This window comes from Burkholderia sp. BCC1988 (genome assembly GCF_905339895.1).
GTDB lineage: Bacteria > Pseudomonadota > Gammaproteobacteria > Burkholderiales > Burkholderiaceae > Burkholderia.
In genome coordinates this window covers 138,361-157,278 of sequence record NZ_CAJPHA010000007.1, presented here as the reverse complement: position 1 = coordinate 157,278, position 18,918 = coordinate 138,361, and the positions used below count along the sequence as shown (strand labels likewise).

The 18,918-nt window shown below is 67.8% G+C and carries 11 protein-coding genes; 4 read left to right on the top strand and 7 right to left on the bottom strand.

Annotated features, from left to right (window positions below):
• Positions 1-71: 71 nt before the first annotated feature.
• A complete protein-coding gene (locus U4012_RS12210; protein WP_321798771.1) occupies positions 72-7,175 on the bottom strand; it encodes an autotransporter-associated beta strand repeat-containing protein in 7,104 nt (2,367 codons plus the stop codon).
• Here U4012_RS12210 and U4012_RS12205 point away from each other — a divergent pair.
• A complete protein-coding gene (locus tag U4012_RS12205; protein ID WP_135801009.1) occupies positions 7,168-7,386 on the top strand; it encodes a hypothetical protein in 219 nt (72 codons plus the stop codon). The genes U4012_RS12210 and U4012_RS12205 overlap by 8 nt on opposite strands.
• A 644-nt stretch (positions 7,387-8,030) precedes the next feature.
• Here U4012_RS12205 and U4012_RS12200 read toward each other — a convergent pair.
• The gene (locus U4012_RS12200; RefSeq protein WP_044847899.1) at positions 8,031-9,065 is read right to left on the bottom strand and encodes a rod shape-determining protein; all 1,035 of its coding nucleotides are present in this window, start codon (positions 9,063-9,065) and stop codon (positions 8,031-8,033) included.
• Between the two features lie 270 nt (positions 9,066-9,335).
• On the opposite strand from U4012_RS12200, the gene U4012_RS12195 reads away from it, so the two are divergent.
• Entirely contained in the window at positions 9,336-11,753 is a 2,418-nt protein-coding gene (locus tag U4012_RS12195) for a patatin-like phospholipase family protein (protein ID WP_321798766.1), read from the top strand.
• Positions 11,754-11,824: 71 nt separating this feature from the next.
• Here U4012_RS12195 and U4012_RS12190 read toward each other — a convergent pair whose 3' ends face one another.
• Positions 11,825-12,955 carry an ATP-binding protein gene (locus U4012_RS12190; RefSeq protein ID WP_321798764.1) on the bottom strand — a complete coding sequence of 377 codons (1,131 nt, stop codon included), beginning with the start codon at positions 12,953-12,955 and terminating at the stop codon, positions 11,825-11,827.
• Positions 12,956-13,019: 64 nt separating this feature from the next.
• Entirely contained in the window at positions 13,020-13,730 is a 711-nt protein-coding gene (locus U4012_RS12185) for a response regulator (protein WP_044846903.1), read from the bottom strand.
• A gap of 221 nt (positions 13,731-13,951) precedes the next feature.
• Here U4012_RS12185 and U4012_RS12180 point away from each other — a divergent pair, with 221 nt between their 5' ends.
• Complete coding sequence (locus U4012_RS12180) at positions 13,952-14,866, top strand: glutaminase (RefSeq protein WP_321798760.1); 915 nt, start codon at positions 13,952-13,954, stop codon at positions 14,864-14,866.
• A 228-nt stretch (positions 14,867-15,094) separates the two neighbouring features.
• On the opposite strand, the gene U4012_RS12175 is transcribed toward U4012_RS12180, so the two are convergent.
• Together U4012_RS12175 and U4012_RS12170 are read right to left on the bottom strand one after the other, a co-directional pair.
• Positions 15,095-15,886, bottom strand: coding sequence for an SDR family oxidoreductase (locus tag U4012_RS12175; RefSeq protein WP_321798758.1), 792 nt, complete (start codon positions 15,884-15,886; stop codon positions 15,095-15,097).
• Positions 15,887-15,961: 75 nt separating this feature from the next.
• Positions 15,962-16,726 (bottom strand): SDR family oxidoreductase, encoded by a 765-nt coding sequence (locus U4012_RS12170; RefSeq protein ID WP_321799040.1) that lies wholly within the window; start codon positions 16,724-16,726, stop codon positions 15,962-15,964.
• Positions 16,727-16,864: 138 nt separating this feature from the next.
• Here U4012_RS12170 and U4012_RS12165 point away from each other — a divergent pair, with 138 nt between their 5' ends.
• The gene (locus U4012_RS12165) at positions 16,865-17,809 is read left to right on the top strand and encodes a LysR family transcriptional regulator (RefSeq protein WP_321798756.1); all 945 of its coding nucleotides are present in this window, start codon (positions 16,865-16,867) and stop codon (positions 17,807-17,809) included.
• 164 nt (positions 17,810-17,973) lie between these two features.
• Here U4012_RS12165 and U4012_RS12160 read toward each other — a convergent pair whose 3' ends face one another.
• Complete coding sequence (locus tag U4012_RS12160) at positions 17,974-18,855, bottom strand: AraC family transcriptional regulator (protein WP_321798753.1); 882 nt, start codon at positions 18,853-18,855, stop codon at positions 17,974-17,976.
• Positions 18,856-18,918 lie beyond the last annotated feature (63 nt).

Here is an 18,918-nt window from a genome sequence, read left to right as displayed (position 1 = left end):
CGAAAAAGACGCGACCCCGATGCGGGCATTGCCGTCGCATCGGGATCGCGCACAGGCACCTCAGGCGCCGGTCAGAACTTCCACAGGATGTTGCCGAGCACCGCGTTGTCGCGCACGCCGCTGCCGTACTGGCCGCTGAACGTGAGACCGAGCGTCAGGCGCTTCGTGATGGTCGCGTCGATGCCCGCTTCGAGCACCGCGCTGTCGCGCGCGATCGGCACGCCCGACACCTGGAACGACGTGCCGCCGTTCGCGAACGTGAACGCCGACGACGGCCGCACGTTGCCGAACGCATGCCGCCAGCCGACCGTCCCGCGCGCGGTGAACGTGCCGCTCGCGAGCATGCCGAGTTGAGAGGCCGCGCGCACGCCGAGCGTCGAGAAACCGACGTGGGTCGTCTGGCCGCCGGCCTGCAGCGCGGCCGCGCCGCCGGTTTCCGTATAGCCGTCGGTATGCAGGTTCACGTAGGCAAGACCCGCGAACGGTTCGAGCGCGACCGGCCCGACCGGCAGCGCATAGCCGACTTCGCCGAACACCTGCTCGGAATGCGCGTTGTAGCCGGCCGAATCGTGATCGGAGAAGCCCGCGAAGCCCGGATAACGGTCGCTGTTGATGCGGTACCACGTGTACGACGCGCCGCCGCGCACGCCGAGCGCACCGTACTGCGCGCCGCCGTACAGCGACACGTAGTAGCTGTTGACCGACGCCGACGCGCTCTGGTCGTTGTCGAGCGAGCTGTGCGTGACGCCCGCGGCGAGACCGGCACGCCACTGGTCGTTGAGCGCCATGTCGGCACCGGCGATGAAGCCCGTCATGCTGCGGTTGATCGTCGACGCGTTGCCGTCGCCCGCGAGCCGGCTGCGGCCGCCGAACGCCTGCCCCCAGACCACCGGCTGATACGGCGTGCCGCCGTAGCAACCTGCGCGCGAACCGATCCGGCGTTCCGGCGGCAGCGTCGGATCGGTCGCGCCGGCCGTGTTGTCGCCGCACAGCGCGGCACCGCCCGACGACAGCGCGGCGAGCGGCCCCGCTCCGGGCGCGAGGCCCTGGCGCACGCGATCGGTCACGGCTTCGCGCACGTAGCGGCTGTCGAGCAGCAGCATGCTCTTCAGGCTCGCCTGCAGTTCCCCGTCGAGCATCCCGTAGGCTCGCCGCGCGGTGGCCGCATCGGTCGTCAGCACCGTGTCGTACAGCGGGTTGCCCGCGCCGAGCCCACCGATCGCGGTCGCGACCGCGCGCTGGTTCGGCGTCGCCGCGACATCGGGCAGCGCCGTGCCGTTCGCGACGAGCTGCAGGTACACGTGGTCCGGATCGTAGCTGAGCGTCGGCGTCAGGAACGCGTAGTTCGAATTCACCTGGCTGAACGTGCCCTGCACGCCCGACGATGCGCTGAGGATCGTGTACTTCGTGGTCGGCTGGTAGCTGGCCTGGTTCGCGAGCACCTGCACGGTGCCGCCGTTCAGCGTGGCCGTGCCGCCCGCCGCGATGCTGCCGGCCTGCTGCGGCGTCACCGCGACCTGCAGCGTCGAGCCCGGCTGGAACGCGACGTTGCCGGCCACGTTCAGCGCCGCGCCCGGCTGCGACGCGGCCGCGAACGCGCCGCCCTGCACGACGAGGCCGCCAACCGTGCCGGTGCCCGTCAGCGTCGCGCCGTTCTGCACGGTCACGGTCGACTGGCCGAGCGAACCGTCGACCGCGAGCGTACCCGCCGCGACGGTGGTCGGGCCGCTCAGCGTACTGGTACCGGTCAGCGTCAGTTGCCCGCTGCCGGCCTGGGTCAGCGAACCGGTGCCGGACAGCACGCTCGCGAGCGTCACGTTCGCGGACTGATTGAAGATCAGCGCGCCGTTGTCGACGACATTGCCGACCACGCTGCCCGACGTGCCGCCGTTGCCGAGCTGCAGCGTGCCGCCCGATGCGATCGTCGTGCCGCCCGTATAGGTGTTGCTGCCGGTCAGCGTCTGAATGCCGGTGCCCGCGACCGTCAGGCCGCCGGTGCCGCCGATCGTCCCGCCGAACGTGCTGGCGCCGCTGCCGCTCAGCGCCAGCGCATTCGCGCCGAGGTTCACGGTGCTGCCGGCCGCGCCCGACAGCGCGCCGATCGTCTGCGCACCCGCTGCGCCGCTCACGTCGAACGTCGCACCCGCGCCGGCGAGGTTCACCGCGCCCGTCGACGCGAGGCTGCCGCCCGCGCCGAGCGCGAGCGTGCTGCCGCCGTTGATCGTCGTGCCGCCGGTATAGGTGTTCGCGCCCGTCAGCGTCTGCGTGCCGGTGCCCGCGAGCGTCACGCCGCCGCTGCCGCCGATCGTCCCGCCGAACGTGCTGGCGCCGCTGCCGCTCAGCGCGAGGGCGTTCGCGCCGAGGTTTACGGTGCTGCCCGCCGCGCCCGACAGCGCGCCGATCGTCTGCGCGCCCGTTGCGCCGCTCAGGTCGAACGTCGCGCCCGTGCCAGCCAGGTTCACCGCGCCGCTCGACGCAAGGCTGCCGCCCGAACCGAGCGCGAGCGTGCTGCCGGCGTTGATCGTCGTGCCGCCGGTGTACGTATTCGCGCCCGTCAGCGTCTGCGTGCCGGTGCCCGCGAGCGTCACGCCGCCGCTGCCGCCAATCGCGCCGCCGAACGTGCCGTTGCCGCTGCCGTTCAGCATCAGCGCATTCGCGCCGAGGTTCACGTTCGTGCCGGCCGTGCCGGTCAGCGTGCCGAGCGTCTGCGCGCCCGTTGCGCCGCTCAGGTCGAACGTCGCGCCCGTGCCGGCCAGGTTCACCGTGCTGCCCGCGGCGAGGCTGCCGCCCGCGCCGAGCGCGAGCGTGCTGCCCCCGTTGATCGTCGTGCCGCCGGTGTATGTGTTCGCCCCCGTCAGCGTCTGCGTGCCGACGCCCGCGACCGTCACGCCGCCGCTGCCGCCGATCGTCCCGCCGAATGTGCCGGCGGTGCTGCCGTTCAGTGTCAGCGCGTTGCCGCCGAGGTTCACGCTCGTACCCGCCGCGCCGGTCAGCGTGCCGATCGTCTGCGCACCCGTTGCGCCGCTCAGGTCGAACGTCGCGCCCGTGCCGGCCAGGTTCACCGCGCCGCTCGACGCAAGGCTGCCGCCCGAACCGAGCGCGAGCGTGCTGCCGGCGTTGATCGTCGTGCCGCCGGTGTACGTGTTCGCGCCCGTCAGCGTCTGCGTACTGGTGCCGGCCAGCGTCAGGCTGCCGGTGCCGCCGATCGCGCCGCCGAAGGTATTGCTGCCGTTGCCGCTCAGCGTCAGCGCAGTCGCGCCGAGATTCACGTTCGTGCCGGCCGCGCCGGTCAGCGCGCCGATCGTCTGCGCACCGGACGCGCCGCCCAGGTCGAATGTCGCGCCCGCGCCGGCGAGATTCACCGTGCCGCTCGCCGCGAGGCTGCCGCCTGCGCCCAGCGCCAGCGTGCTGCCGCCGTTGATCGTCGTGCCGCCCGTATACGTGTTCGCGCCGGACAGCGTCTGCGTGCCGGTACCCGCGAGCGTCAGCCCGCCGGTGCCGCCGATCACGCCGCTGAACGTGCCGCTGGCGGTTCCGCCCAGCGTCAGCGCGTTGCCGCCGAGGCTCACGTTCGTGCCGGCCACGCCCGACAGCGCACCGAGCGTCTGCGCACCCGACGCGCCGCTCAGGTCGAGCGTCGCGCCCGCGTTCGCGAGATTCATCGTGCCGGTCGATGCGAGGCTGCCGCCTGCGCCGATCGCGAGCGTGCCCGCGTTGATCGTCGTGCCGCCGGTGTAGGTGTTCGCGCCCGTCAGCGTGGTCGTCGCCGCACCGTTCTTCACGAGCGCGCCCGTACCGGTAATCGCGCCGCCCAATCCGAGCGCGTTGCTGCCGCCGAGCGTGAGCGTCGAGCCCGCGCCGAGACCGATTGCATTCGCCACCGTCAGGTTCGTGTTCGTATCGAGTGTCGCCGAACCGCCGACATTCAGCGCGCCGGTGCCGAGTGCCGCGGCGTTGCCGAGCACCAGTCCGCCACTATTGAGGTTCGTGCCGCCCGAATAAGTGCTCGCGCCGTTCAGCGTCTGCGTACCGGTGCCGGCCAGCGTCAGGCTGCCGGTGCCGCCGATCGCGCCGCTGTACGTGCCGCTGGCGGTTCCGCCGAGCGTCAGCGCGTTCGCGCCGAGATTCACGTTCGTGCCGGCCACGCCCGACAGCGCGCCGAGCGTTTGCGCACCCGACGCATTGCTCAGGTCGAGCGTCGCGCCCGCGTTCGCGAGATTCATCGCGCCGGTCGCCGCCAGGCTGCCGCCCGCGCCGATCGCGAGCGTGCCCGCGTTGATCGTCGTGCCGCCGGTGTAGGTGTTCGCGCCCGTCAGCGTGGTCGTCGCCGCGCCGTTCTTCACGAGCGCGCCCGTACCGGTAATCGCGCCGCCCAATCCGAGCGCGTTACTGCCGCCGAGCGTGAGCGCCGCACCCGTGCCGAGATCGATAGCGTTGGCGATCGACAGGCTCGTATTCGTATCGAGCGTCGCCGCACCGCCGACGGTCAGCGTGCCGGTACCCAGCGCCGCGGCATTGCCGAGCACCAGTCCGCCACTGTTGAGATTCGTGCCGCCCGAATAGGTGCTCGCGCCGTTCAGCGTCTGCGTGCCGGTGCCATCCAGCGTCAGGCTGCCGGTGCCGCCGATTACGCCGCTGAACGTGCCGCTCGCGGTTCCGCCCAGCGTCAGCGCGTTCGCGCCGAGATTCACGTTCGTGCCCGCGACGCCCGACAGCGCGCCGAGCGTTTGCGCACCCGACGCATTGCTCAGGTCGAGCGCCGCGCCCGCGTTCGCGAGATTCATCGTGCCGGTCGCCGCCAGGCTGCCGCCCGCGCCGATCGCCAGCGTGCCGGCATTGATCGTCGTGCCGCCCGTATAGGTGTTCGCGCCCGTCAGCGTCACCGTCTCCGCGCCGTTCTTCACGAGCGCGCCGGCGCCGGAAATCACGCCGCCCAGCCCGAGCGCGTTGCTGCCGCCAAGCGTGAGCGCCGCACTCGTGCCGAGATCGATCGCATTGGCGACCGACAGGCTCGTATTCGCATCGAGCGTCGCGGCACCGCCGACGGTCAGCGTGCCGGTGCCGAGCGCCGCGGCGTTGCCGAGCACGAGGGTGCCGGCGTTCAGCGTCGTGCCGCCCGTGTAATTGTTCGCGCCGCTCAGCGTCAGCGCCGCCGCGCCGTTCTTCACGAGCCCGCCGCCGCCGGCGATCGTGCCGCCGAGCCCGAGATCGGTGCTGCCGCCCACCGTCAGCGTCGTGCCGGTGGCGACGTTGATGCCGTTCGCGAGCGACACGTTGGTGGTCGCATCGAGCGTCGACGAGCCGTTGACGTTCACCGCGCCGGAGCCCAGCGCCGTGTTGCTGCCGACGACGAGGTTGCCGCCGTTCAGGTTCGTGCCGCCGGAGTAGACGTTCGTGCCGGTCAGCGATTGCGTCCCGGGGCCGGACAGCGTCACGCTGCCCGAGCCGCCGATCGTGCCCGCGTAGGTCGCGTTGATGGTGCCGTTGAGCGTCAGCGAATTGCTGCCGAGGTCCACGTTCGTGCCGGCCGCTCCCGCCAGCGCACCGATCGTCTGCGCGCCCGACGCGCCGCTCAGGTCGAACGTCGCGCCCGCGCCGGTCAGGTTCACCGTGCCGGTCGCCGCAAGGCTGCCGGCGCCGCTCAGTGCGAGCGTGCCGCTGTTGATCGTCGTGTCGCCCGTGTAGGTGTTCGCGGCCGTCAGCGTGGCCGTCGCGGCGCCGTTCTTCACGAGGCCGCCGTTTCCGCTGATCGTGCCGGACAGCCCGAGGCTGTTGCTGCCACCGAGCGTCAGCGTCGCGCTGTTGTTGAGATTGATCGCATTGTCGAGCGTGACGTTCGCGCTCGTGTCGAGCAACGCCGACGCGTTGACGTTCACCGCGCCGGTGCCGAGCGCCCCGTTGTTGCCGACCAAGAGGTTGCCGCCGTTCAGGTTCGTGCCGCCCGTATAGGTATTGGCACCCGACAGCGCCAGCGTGCCGCCGTCGTTCTTCGTCAGCGCGCCGCTGCCCGACACCGTGCCCGACAGCGTGAGCCCGGTCGCGCCCTGCACCGTCAGGCCGGTGCCGAGCGTCACGTTGTTCGACACGTTGAGCCCGGCCGTGCCCGCCTGCAGCGCGCCGCCGTTGGCCGTGATCGTGCCGGTGCCGAGCGACGCGTTGTCGTTGATGATCGCGACGCCGCCGCTCGACAGCGTCGCGTCCTGCACGGTCGACGCGCCGTTGATCGTCCAGTTGCCGCTCGCGACGTCGAGGTGATTGAAGTTGACGTAGTTGTTGATCGCGATCGTGCCGTTCGCGGAGGTGCCCTGCTGGAGGTTCAGCGTGTTGTTGCCGCCCGCGCCGCCGTCGACGATCCCCGTCGCCGCCACGTTGAGCGTGTTCGGGCCGACCGTGATGTTGAACGCGCCGCCGGTGCCGCCCGCCGCGTTGACCGACGAGCCCGTCACCGCGTTGAACGTGTTGGTGCTGTTCGCGCCCATCGACACGCTGCCGTTGATTGTGCCCGAGTTGGTGAACGTGTTGCCGCCCCCGGGCGTGCCGTTCGTGGCGAGCGACACGCGGCCGTTGATCGTGCCGCTGTTCGTCATGTTGACCGTGCCGCCGCCGTATGCGGCGACCACCGGCGCATCCGCGCCGGACAGCGTCGCGCCGACCAGCGGGTTCGAACCGATCGTGCCCGTGTTGTTGATGGTCGACGTGCCGCCGGTGCCGTTCTGGACCGACAGCGCCATGCCGGTCACGCCGCTGATCGCGACCCCGGTCGAGCCGAGCATCGTGCCGTTGTTGGTGACGGTGGTATTGCTCGCCGACGCATTGCCGAGCACCGCGCCGCTCGACAGCACGCCGAGCCCCGAGCCGAGCGCGGACGGGTCGATCGTGCCGTTGTTGGTCAGCGTGTTGTTGTTGCCGGTCAGCGACATCGCGGTGCCGCCGACGCCCAGCAGCACGCCGACGCTCGCGCCCGGGTTGACAGTGACGTTCAGGTTGTTGGCGCTGTTTGCATAGCTCGGCGCCAGCGGATTCGCGACGCCCGTGCAGGTCACCGTGGTGCCTGCCGTGCTGCAGGTCGCGTACGCGGGGACGATGCCCGCGCCGGACAAGGCCAGGAAGACGCCCGTCGGCAACAGGAATTTCGGAAACGGCTCTCCGCTCTTCTTCGAATGCGCAATGTTCATGCTTCCCCTCGTGCTCGGCATGGCCGGTGAATCGATCCGGCGGCGGCGGAAAATCCGGGACGCAAGCGTGCCCTCCGGCGGTCGCGGAACGACGTCGGTCTATTCGTGGATGAACTGCGGGTTAATCGATTCTCGTTTGCGAGTGCAAACTCAACCGGACGACATGATCGTGGCCCCTTGTTCTTATGCAGCGACTTTCTGGTTGATTTGATTACCGCCCTGCTTTTTGTCAGACAAGGCTATATCAAATAAACAGGGTTTTCCAGTCGATGTTTGGTTATCGGACCGAGGTCGATGGAATACGTATTTTTTACTCGTTAGATTGCGTGAAACGACCGGATTAAAAGGGTCTTTCGGTCATTCCGTCATGCCAGGAAAAGTTACCTGTACCACGAGATCAGTAAAAACACTGATAATTCATACTAATCGCCGGCCGGATTTTCGCGACTCAATTTAAATGATGACGGCGGCAGTCGGCGCAAATAATCCGAACCCATTTTATTTAAAGAATTGAAAGCATGGATTCTCAACACACTTGCAGAGTGCCTTCGAATTCGGCGCACATGATCCCGCCGCCTTGAAATGAAAAATGAAAGCCGCAAGGTCAATCGCCCCCCGGCCACGCGGCCCCACTTGAAACGCGGATTCAAAGGTGTCGGACTTCAGGAGAAGCGTGCCGCCGGCTTGCACGGCACGCGGCCCGGCATGCTGCCACGGCCGGCTCGCGCATGGCCAGGCACTGCGGTCGACACGGCGTGTCGAGCGTGTCCGGAGCAGCCGGACGATGTTCGGCATGCCGGAGCTTCGGGGTTCGAAGGATGTTCAACGAACGTCGACGGGCCTGCCCGGCCCGCGTCAATCCACCGGACACATCGCGAGCCGCCCCATCGCCTCCCCGGCGCCGCGCACCGCGCAGGTGGCCGGCTCGTCGGCAATCCGCGCGCTCAGCCCGGTCTCGTCGCGCAGCAGGCGTTCGAGATCCGCGAGCAGCGCGCCGCCGCCCGTCAGCACCACGCCGCGATGCGCGATGTCGGTCACGAGTTCGGCCGGCGCGTTTTCCAGCACCGACTTCACCGCGCCGATCACCTGCTTGAGCGGCGCGGCCAGCGCGTCCGCCACATCGTGGTTGGACAGCTCGATCGAACGCGGCAGGCCGTCCTTGACGCTGCGCCCGATCGCGCGCGTCGACGCGCGCGGCACGGCGCTGGTGGCCGAGCCGATCGTCTCCTTCACGCGCTCGGCAGTCTGCTCGCCGAGCAGCACGCCGTACAGGTTGCGCACGTGATTGACGATCGCCGCGTCGAACTGGTTGCCGCCGACCCGGATCGCCTCGCGATAGACGACGCCGCCGAGCGCGATCACCGCGACTTCGGTCGTCCCGGCGCCGATGTCGACGACCATCGAGCCGACCGGCTCGGTCACCGGCAGGCCCGCGCCGAGCGCGGCGGCGAGCGCTTCCTCGATCAGTTCGACGTCCGATACACCGGCCGCGAACGCCGCCTCGCGCATCGCGCGGCGCTCGACCGCCGTCGCATCCGACGGCACGCACAGCGTGACCTCGACGCGGCGGCTGAAGCGCGAGCGCGTGCGCGACATGTCGATGAAGCGGCGAAACATCTGTTCGGCGGCGTGCGCATCGGCGATCACGCCGTGCCGCATGGGCCGCACGGCCTCGAGATGCCCCGGCTCGCGGCCGAGCAGCGCCTTCGCGAGTTCGCCGACCGCCTCGAGCGTCGGTCGCGCATCGGACGCGCCGCCCTTGCGAAAGCAGACGACCGACGGCTGGTCCAGCACCACGCCGCGCTCGTGCGTATAAATCCGCGTACTCGCCGTTCCAGGGTCGATCGCAACGGGTTGCGCAAACAACTTTCCGAACAGCGGTGTCGACATGGTTACCCTTTTCTTGAACAAACGGCCGAAGCGGCCAGGCCGCATCCCCGCGGCGCACCTTCGCCGCCCCATTGAAGTCTTAGCGGCAAATCGTGCCGATACTTTAAGCAATTCCAATGATTATTTCGCGACGAAATTGCCGAAACCGCGTTTCGGCAGGCCCGCGGCTACGCATCGGCCGCTCGCGTTGCGCTTGTAAAACACGGTAATCTCTCGGTCTTGCCTGCTCCCGGCAGGCGCCCGACGCCCGATCACGCCAGGTATTCCACCATGACAGCGACCGCCTCTCTCCGCTGGCTCGGGGTGCGCCGGCTCGGCGCCACGCTCGTTGCGCTGTGGTGCTGCACCGTTGCCGCGCAGCCCTTGCCGGCCGCCGACACCGCCGCGCGCACCGCGACGGCGGCCACTGCCGCCGCACCGGCCGCCCCTGCCACGGCGGCCGCCCCCGCCGCCACGCCCGCCTCGACCTGCAACGCCGACGGCGGCCCGGCCGGCCGGCCGCCGGTCGGCCTCGTGCTGTCCGGCGGCGGCGCGCGCGGTTACGCGCACCTGGGCGTGCTGAAGGTGCTCGAGGAAAACCGCATCCCGATCGACTGCATTGCCGGCACGAGCATGGGCGCCGTGGTCGGCGGGCTGTATGCGAGCGGGATGGCCGCCGACGAGATGCAGAAGCAGCTGTCGGAGGTGAACCTGGCCGACATCGCGTTCGACGTGACCGACCGCGCCGACCTGCCGCAAACCAGCCGCGAGGACGAGCGCCTGTACATCAACAGCCTGACGCTGGGCTTCGGCAAGAAAGGCGTGAAGGCGCCGGTCGGCCTCGTGCAGGGCAACCGGCTGCAGGCGCTGCTCGCGAACTGGACCGCCGCCGTGCCGACCAACCAGCCGTTCGACCAGCTGCCGATCCCGTATCGCGCGGTCGCGACCGACCTGCAGACGGGCCAGATGGTCGTGCTGGACCGCGGCTCGCTGCCGCTCGCGATCCGCGCGAGCATGGCGATGCCCGGCCTGTTCGCGCCGGCCGAGATCAACGGTCGCGCGCTCGTCGACGGCGGGCTCGTCAGCAACCTGCCGGTCGACACCGCGCGGCAGATGGGTGCGAAGGTCGTGATCGCCGTCGACATCGGCTCGCAGCTGCGTCCGCTCGACGCGCTCGCGTCGCCGGCCGACGTGATGCAGCAGATGGTCGGCATCCTGATCCGCCAGAACGTGACGTCGCAGCGCAAGCAGCTCGCCGCGCAGGACGTGCTGCTCACGCCCGACCTCGGCGCGCTCGCGTTCACCGATTTCCAGAACGCGAAGCAGGCGATCGCCGCCGGCGCGGCCGCCGCGACCGCGGCGCTGCCGCGGCTCAGGCACCTCGCGCTCACGCCGGAACAGTACGCGGCGTACCGGTCCGCGCATGCGCAGCCGCTGCCGCCGCCGATCCGCATCACGCGGGTCGAGATCAAGACGACCGGCGGCGTGCCCAAGCGTGTCGTCGCCGACGCGCTGCACGTGAAACCGGGCGACACCTACGATCCGGCGACCGTCAGCCAGGACCTGCTCGGGCTGACGACCGGCGGCAATTTCGAAAGCGTGACGCAGCAGATCGTGAGCCACGGCGACGAGAACGTGCTCGAGATCGATGCGCGGGAGAAATACTGGGGGCCGAATTTCCTGCTGTTCGGCGTCGGGATGTCGAGCAGCTCGACCGACGAAGGCGGCTTCCGCCTGCACGTCGGCTACCGGCGGCCGTGGCTCACCGAATCGGGCCTCGAGTTCCGCGCGGACACGACGATCGGCAGCGACCTGCAGTCGGCGCGCGTCGAACTGCGCCAGCCGTTGCCGGCCGCATACGGCTTGTACATTTCGCCCTATGCGGAATATCAGCGTCGCTACGTGAACCTGTACGACAACAGCGGCGAGGTGAAGCTGAACCAGTACTTGATGCAGACGGCGCGCACCGGGCTCGACTTCGGCCTGCCGATCGCGCGGCTCGGCGACTTCCGGATGGGTATCGGCTATGCGACCGGGCACGGCTCGCCGAACTACAACCTGCCGTTCCCGTTCGATGACGGCAGCTCGACGCTGATCTGGCCGAGCTTCACGTCGCAGGCGCTGACCGCGCGTGCGCGGCTCGTCATCGATCAGCTCGACGATCCGATGTTCCCGCGCCGCGGCTACTACGGCGAATTCCGTGTCGAACGGTCGCTGTGGTCGCACAACAGCCAGTCCGCGGAGGACCTCGCCGATACATCCAACACGCCTTACACCGAGCTCTACGCCAAGGCGATGATCGCGCAGCAGTTCGGCCGGCACAGTGTCAGTGCAACGATCGAGGGCGGCAAGAGCATCGGCGGCACCAACCTGATCAACGCGTTCAACTTCACGCTCGGCGGGTTCCAGCATCTGGCCGCGTATGCGGCCGACCAGCTGACGGGCAACGAACTCGCGTACGGCAACGTGACCTACATGAACCAGCTGATGACGTTCAACGCGTCCCCGATCAAGGCGCTGTCGGTCGGCGCCAGCGCGGAACTCGGCAACGTGTGGTCGAGCGGCGTGAACGTCGGCGGCGGCACGCTCAAGCAGAGCTATACGTTCTTCACGAGCCTGTCGACCTCATTCGGTCCGCTGTACATGGGTATCGCGCTCGCGCCGGGCGGCCGGCGCAACATCTACCTGCAGCTCGGCCGCACATACTGATGGGGGCGCGCGGATGGCGGCGGCGGGCATCCGCCGCGTCACCGCCCGCGCCTTGCGCGGCCGGACGCCGGCTAGATCGGCCAGCTGATCTCGAAGCGCGCGCCGCCGAGTTCGGCCGGATCGACGACCGCGATCCGGCCGTTGTGCGCGTGGAGCACCTGCCGCGTGATCGCGAGGCCTAGCCCGTAGCCGCCGGTGCGGCGGTCAAGCCGCACGAACGCGTCGAAGATCCGCTCGCGTTCGCTCTCCGGCACGCCCGGCCCGTCGTCCTCGACATAGATCGCGATGTTGCCGTGTTCGATCGCGATCCCGACGACGATCCGCGACGCCGCGTATTTGCTCGCATTGCGCAGCAGGTTGCGCATCGCGTACGACATCAGCCGCCGGTCCATCTTCACGCGCAGGTCCGACGCGATCGCGATGCGCGACTCGATCGCGCGCTCCGGATACAGCAGCTGCGCGTCGCTGACCTGGTGCTCGAACCACGCGACCGGCGCGGTCAGCTCGAGGCTCGACTGCAGCGAGCTGTATTCGAGCCGCGCGTACGTGAGGCTCATGTCGATCAGTTCCTCGAGTTCCGTCACGTCCTGCGCGATGCTCTCCAGCGCACCGTGGTATTCGGCGGCCGAGCCCGGTTCGCGCAGCATCTCGAGCGCGAAGCGCACGCGCGCGAGCGGCGTGCGCAGCTCGTGCGAGATCCCGTTCGTCAGGTCGCGCTGCGCGGCGATCAGCCGCTCCATGCGCATCGCGAGCGCATTCAGCGTGCGCGCGAGCGGGCCGATGATCACGCTGTGCGACTCCCGTGCGCGCGTGTTGAAGCGCCCGCCGGTGAAATCGATCGCGCGCTCGCGCACCATCACGAGATCCGACCAGACCGGCCGCATCCACCGATACGCGGCGAGCGCGGGCGCGGTGAACACGAACGCGAGCACGATCCAGATATCGCCCGGCAGCGCGTCGAACGCATGCCACACGACTTCCGGCGACAACACCACGCACAGCGCGAGCGCCGGCACCAGCGCGGTCAGCAGCACGAGGCCGAGTAGGTGCAGGTAGGTGCGCACGTACAGGCGCGACCAGCTCGGAATGCGGTCGGCGCGCGTGTCGGTCCACGCGCGGCGGAAATGCAGCCAGCGCCATTTGACATAGCGCAGCGCGGAAAGCGGCGCTGCGTCGGGGTGCGAACGGGTGCGTCGGATCATCGCGGCTTCCGGCTATCGTGCGATGCGGGGAGGCAGCGGCCGACGGGCTCGCGCCGGGTTGGCGTCATTCCCACGCATGCTTGCTGAACTGGTAACCCTTGCTGCGGATCGTCTTGATCCGCTGCGGGTTGCCTGCATCGTCGTGCAGCTTGCGGCGCAGCTTCGAGATGCGCCCGTCGATCGTGCGGTCGAGGCCGTCGAATTCGACCCCGCGCAGCTGCAGCATCAGGTCGTCGCGGCTGACGACCTCCCCCGCACGGCACACCAGCACCCACAGCAGGTCGAACTCGGCCGACGTGAGGTCGGGCGAGCCGCCGCCGGGCAGCACGACCGAGCGGTCGGTGCGGTCGATCGAGAACTGGCCGAACGTGTAGCGCTCCGGCTGCGGCGCGGCGCCCTCGGCCGCGCGCGCGGGGACGCGGCGCAGCTGCGCCTTGATCCGCGCGAGCAGGATGCGCGGCTCGACCGGCTTGTGCACGTAGTCGTCGGCGCCGAATTCGAGGCCGAGCAGTTCGTCGAACGGCTCGTCGCGCGCCGTCACCATGATGATCACGCCGTCGTACTGCTTGCGTGCCTCGCGGCAGATCTCGAACCCGTCCTTGCCCGGCAGGTTCACGTCGAGAATGACGAGATCCGGGCGCGTGGACAGGATCGCCGGCACGGCGGCGTCACCATGCAGCACAGTGTCGACTTCATAGTCGTTCTTGCGCAGGTAGCCGGCGATCAGCGTGGACAGGCGGGTGTCGTCTTCGACGAGCAGGATGCGAAAGGGCATGGGCAACGGTCGGATCGTACGGGGAGACCGCGGCGGCGGCAGGCTTGCGCCGGTTGCCGGCCATCGGTCGAAACGTACCGCATGATACTGCGCCCACCGCTCGCCTGTTTGCCCGATCCGATAAATAAGGGCGCGATTGCTGCCGCGCTTGACGAACCGGCGCCGAAACGGTTCCATACGGGCTCTTTGGAAACCGGGCCGCCCGCCCTGCCTCGCACGCGATGAACTATCAGCCGATCCTCGAACGCATCCATACCGAACTCGCCCCCTGGATCGGCCAGGGACGCGTCGCCGACTACATTCCCGAGCTCGCGAAAGTGCCCGCCGACAAGTTCGGGATGGCCGTCGTGACGCTCGACGGAAACGTTTACACGGTCGGCGACGCGCGGGAGCGCTTCTCGATCCAGAGCATCTCGAAGCTGTTCGCGTGCACGCTCGCGTTCCAGTTGCTGGGCGACGCGCTGTGGGAACGGGTCGGCCGCGAGCCGTCCGGCACCGCGTTCAATTCGCTCGTTCAGCTCGAGAGCGAGCGCGGCAAGCCGCGCAACCCGTTCATCAACGCCGGCGCGCTGGTCGTCACCGACGTGCTGTGCCGCCGCTTCGTCAGGGCCGAGACGGCGCTCGTCGAGTTCGTGCGGCGGCTGATCGGCGCGACCGACCTCGACTACGATTCGCGTGTCGCGCTGTCGGAGCTGCAGCACGCGGAACGCAACCGCGCGATGGCGCATTTCATGGCGAGCTTCGGCAACATGCAGATGCCGCCCGATACGGTGATCGACGCGTATTGCCGCCAGTGCGCGATCACGATGAACTGCGTCGAGCTGGCGCAGGCCGCGCTGTTTCTTGCGAACGGGGGCGTCGCGCCGGTTACCGGCGAGCGGGTCGTCGACGCGAGTTCGGCAAAGCGGCTGTCGGCGCTGATGCTGACCTGCGGCACCTATGACGCGGCGGGCGACTTCGTATATCGCGTCGGCTTGCCTGCCAAGAGCGGTGTCGGCGGCGGGATCGTCGCGGTGCTGCCGGGGGAGATGGCCGTGTGCGTGTGGGCGCCGGGGCTCGATGCGAACGGGAACTCGCTGGCCGGGACGTTGGCGCTGGAGTGGTTGACGACTTATACGGAAAGGTCGATTTTTTGACGCACCGAATTCACGCGCAACGCATTCTTTGAAATGTGACGATCGATTCGGCACGCACCGGCACGTTGAATGGGGAATTCGTTCTTGGGCAGCAATCGACCCGGAGGACACGCTCGCAACGCCCGAAACCGGACGTCGCACTCGTCATGAATCGAGCGCGACAACCGATCGCATCGGAACATCGAGCGAGCAAGATTCGGACAGGCCGGCGCAAGTCCGGCCACGCAGCTAGAAGGCGCTCTTTATCACGCCCCCGTCGGCTCGCAACGCAGCGCCGGTCGTCGCCGACGAAAGCGGGCTGGCGATATAAGCCACGAGGGACGCCACTTCCTGCGGCGAACCGAATCGCTTGATGAGCGATGTGGGACGGACCTTCTCGAAGAATTCCTTTTCGAACGCTTCAAACGATTTGCCGTCGGCCTTCGCGAGCGTCTCGACGAATTCGCCCACGCCGCGCGATTTCGTCGGCCCCGGCAGGATGCTGTTGACCGTGATACCCGTGCCGGCAACGGCTTCGGCCAGCCCGCGCGCAACCGCGATCTGCGCGGTCTTCGTCACCCCGTAGTGGATCATTTCAGCCGGAATCTGCACCCCGCTTTCGCTCGAAATGAAAATGATGCGCCCCCAGTCGGCCTGCTTCATCGCCGGCAGGAACAGCCGGGCGAGGCGTACGCCACTCAGGACGTTGACGTCGAAGAAACGCTTCCAGTCCGCGTCAGGAATCTCTTCGAATGGCTTCGGCTCGAAGATGCCGAGGTTATTGATCAGGATTTCCACACCCGGATAGCGTTGCGCCAGTTCGTCGGCCGCTTCGGCCGTACTCAGGTCGCCCGCAAATCCAGCCACATCGCCGCCGGTATCCGCTTTCAGTTGCGCGACTACGTCATCGACAGATGACTGGGAGCGTCCGTTCACGATCACACGAGCGCCTTCCTGGGCCAGCGTGCTGGCGATAGCGAGGCCAATGCCGGCTGTGCTGCCGCTCACCAGTGCGAGTTTGCCTGTCAGATTCAGGTTCATGAGTGATTCCTTTTTCCGTGGACAAAGTAGACGTGACGACATCGAGTCTCGAACGACCGGATGTCGCCAACGGGTTTACGTACGCGTAATCGATGCGCCGCCATCGACCAGCGAGGCAGTGCCGGTGACAAAGGACGAATCGTCCGATGCGAGATAAAGCACTGAACGCGCCAGTTCTTCCGGCTTTGCCACGCGCTTGAGCGCATGCAGCCCGGTCACGAACGCCTGCGATTCGTGGGTGTCGTTCATGCCGCGATACATCTCCGTGTCCACGGCACCCGGCAACACCGCGTTGACCCGCACGCCTTGCGCGCCGTACTCCGCGGCGAGTGCCTGCGTCAAGCCGATCAGCCCGGCCTTGCTCGCCGCGTAGGCCGCCGTGCCGGGAAACGCGAACGAGTAACCGACGAAGGTCGACGTGAAGATGATCGATCCGCCGCCTTGCTTCAGCATTTCGGGAATCTGGTGCTTCGCGCCCAGGAAGGCACTGGTCAGATTGGTCGCCAGCGCGGCGTTCCAGCCTGCTTCGGAAATACCGGTGGTCGGGCCCATCTCGCCGAGCGTACCTGCGTTGTTGTAGGCGATGTCCAGACGGCCGAAGCGGCTCACTGCAAGCGCGACCAGCGCTTTCGCGAAGTCCTCCGACTGTACGTCGCCGGCCAGATACGCGGCTTCGCCGCCTTCGCTGGCGATCTCCGCCGCGAGCGTCTCGAGTTCCGCGGCGCGCCGCGCCGCAATGACCACCTTGGCGCCTTCCTTCGCGAACAGCTTTGCAGTGGCACGGCCAATACCTGCGCTGGCACCCGTCACGATGGCGACTTTTCCTGTCAAACGTTGCATTTCCAATCTCCTGATCCGCTGCGTCGGCCAGCGCCCGATGCGTTGGCCCGTGAGAGCAATATAGGCTTCAGTCTTGATTGCAGAAAGGCATAAAAAATGGTCCTATCATTAAGTTTTTGTGAATGATCGAGGATTGGTATGGATCGCCTTCGCGCCTTCGAGGTTTTCGTGACGGTGGTGAGCCGTGGCGGCTTCGCGCGCGCGGCGGAAGCGCTCGGCACGTCGCCGGCCAACGTCACGCGGTACGTGCATGAACTGGAAGCGCACCTCGGCACGCGCCTCCTGAATCGCACGTCACGCACGCTGTCCCTGACGGAGGGCGGCGAGACCCTCTACGCCCGCTGCAAGTCCATCCTCGACGAGGTTGCGGAGACGGAGGGGCTTGTGTCATCCGCGTCGGTCGAACCCCGTGGACGACTGCGCATCAATGCGCCGGTGAGCTTCGGCATTCTGTATCTGGCGCCGCTATGGCCCGGGTTCATGCAGAAATATCCGCGAATCGAACTCGACATCGGGCTGATCGACCGCGTCGTCGATATCGTCGACGAGGGCTACGATCTCGCCATTCGCATCTCGCGCGCCGGCTCGACTAGCCACGCGGCACGCAAGCTGGCGACATCGCAAAACATTCTGTGTGCGTCGCCGGCCTATCTGGCCCGCTTCGGACATCCGACCGCGCTGACGGACCTGGTCGAGCATCGCTGCATCGGGTACACATATGCGGCCACCGGCGACGAATGGGAACTGATCGATGGAAACGGCAAGACCCATCCTGTGAGGGTCGACTGCCATATGCATACCAATAACGGCGATACGGCGCGCTCGGCAGCGCTCGCCGGGCAAGGGCTGATCTGGCAACCCACGTTCCTGATCAACGACGATCTGCGTGCAGGCAAACTCGTTCACGTGTTGCCTGAGTATCGTCTACCCGAGATCGACATACTTGCTGTCTACCCGAGCCGCCGACACTTGAGCGCCAGAGTGCGCGTCATGATCGATTTCCTGGTCGATGCGTTCGGTGGAGTGCCGCCGTGGGATCGGGATGACGGAAATCGGGCAGGCGCCACGCCGGCGATGCGTTGAAGGCGCCTCCCGGACAAGCGTCCGCCATCGTCGGGCATTCAGGCTGCGGGAGCGCGATCGTTCCGTGCTCTGGCATTCCATACGTTGCAAATTTGATTATTGACGGGTGTCCGTTGCGGGCCGCACGCCCCGTGGGGGAAAGTCGAACGAGAGAAACGGCATCGCTAGTCTGCAACGCAATGGGCGCGCGCTCCTGCCCCGTGGAAACGGGCCATGTCACGCGCGGGAGACACTCCGAATTGGCGTGCATATTCACGGCTGAATTGACTCGGGCTTTCGTAGCCCACGCTAAAGCCGACGCCTGCGACATCTCCTTGTTGCGCTAAAAGCCGGGCGCGAGCGGTCTGGAGGCGGATTTGCTTTTGATATTGAAGCGGGCTCATGGCGGTTGCCGCCTTGAAATGGCGGTGGAAAGATACCGGGCTCATTCCTGCCAACGCGGCCAGGCGTTCGACCCGCACCGACTCCGAAAAATTGGTGCGCAGCCATGTGATGGCACGGCTCACCTGCGAGAGGCGGCTGTCCGCCATGGCAATCTGGCGGACCATGGGGCCACACGGGCTTTGCAGAATCCGCCAGAACACCTCGCGCCGGATCATGGGCGCGAGGACTGCAATGTCCTCCGGCCGGTCGAGCAACCTGACCAATCTCCACATCGCATCAAGCAAATCGGGCCCAGCCTGGTTCACCTCCACGCCGGCGGCGCCGCCCTGTGGCGCCATTGGCTCGGCGATCAAGCTCGCGAGCATGCCCAAGTCCAGGTCCAGCGTGACGGCGGAGTATGGCGCCAGGGTGACCTGCCCTGTCGCTGGCAGGTCCACGGACACGGCTACGTAGTCGCCCGGCACGATGTCGAATAGCCGGCCTCCGAGCACCGTCCGCTTTGCCCCACCGAGGATTAGGGCCAAAACCGGCCGGTGGACCACGTAGGTGACTACCGAAAGATCCGTCTCGACATAAAGCGTCAGCCCGCCAACGGCGGTTTCAGTCGGGCCTTCCCCGCCATGGCGCTCGACCAGCGCGCGAAGTTCGTACAAGTGGTCCAAGCCTGCCTCCAAACACCTCAGGGCATTGCACCCGCTCCGGAAACACCAATTGACAGGATTGTG

Coding starts and splice junctions, on each gene's coding strand:
- U4012_RS12205 (WP_135801009.1), top strand. CDS start 7,168: ATGTTCATGCTTCCCCTCGTGCTCGGCATGGCCGGTGAATCGATCCGG.
- U4012_RS12210 (WP_321798771.1), bottom strand. CDS start 7,175: ATGAACATTGCGCATTCGAAGAAGAGCGGAGAGCCGTTTCCGAAATTC.
- U4012_RS12200 (WP_044847899.1), bottom strand. CDS start 9,065: ATGTCGACACCGCTGTTCGGAAAGTTGTTTGCGCAACCCGTTGCGATC.
- U4012_RS12195 (WP_321798766.1), top strand. CDS start 9,336: ATGACAGCGACCGCCTCTCTCCGCTGGCTCGGGGTGCGCCGGCTCGGC.
- U4012_RS12190 (WP_321798764.1), bottom strand. CDS start 12,955: ATGATCCGACGCACCCGTTCGCACCCCGACGCAGCGCCGCTTTCCGCG.
- U4012_RS12185 (WP_044846903.1), bottom strand. CDS start 13,730: ATGCCCTTTCGCATCCTGCTCGTCGAAGACGACACCCGCCTGTCCACG.
- U4012_RS12180 (WP_321798760.1), top strand. CDS start 13,952: ATGAACTATCAGCCGATCCTCGAACGCATCCATACCGAACTCGCCCCC.
- U4012_RS12175 (WP_321798758.1), bottom strand. CDS start 15,886: ATGAACCTGAATCTGACAGGCAAACTCGCACTGGTGAGCGGCAGCACA.
- U4012_RS12170 (WP_321799040.1), bottom strand. CDS start 16,726: ATGCAACGTTTGACAGGAAAAGTCGCCATCGTGACGGGTGCCAGCGCA.
- U4012_RS12165 (WP_321798756.1), top strand. CDS start 16,865: ATGGATCGCCTTCGCGCCTTCGAGGTTTTCGTGACGGTGGTGAGCCGT.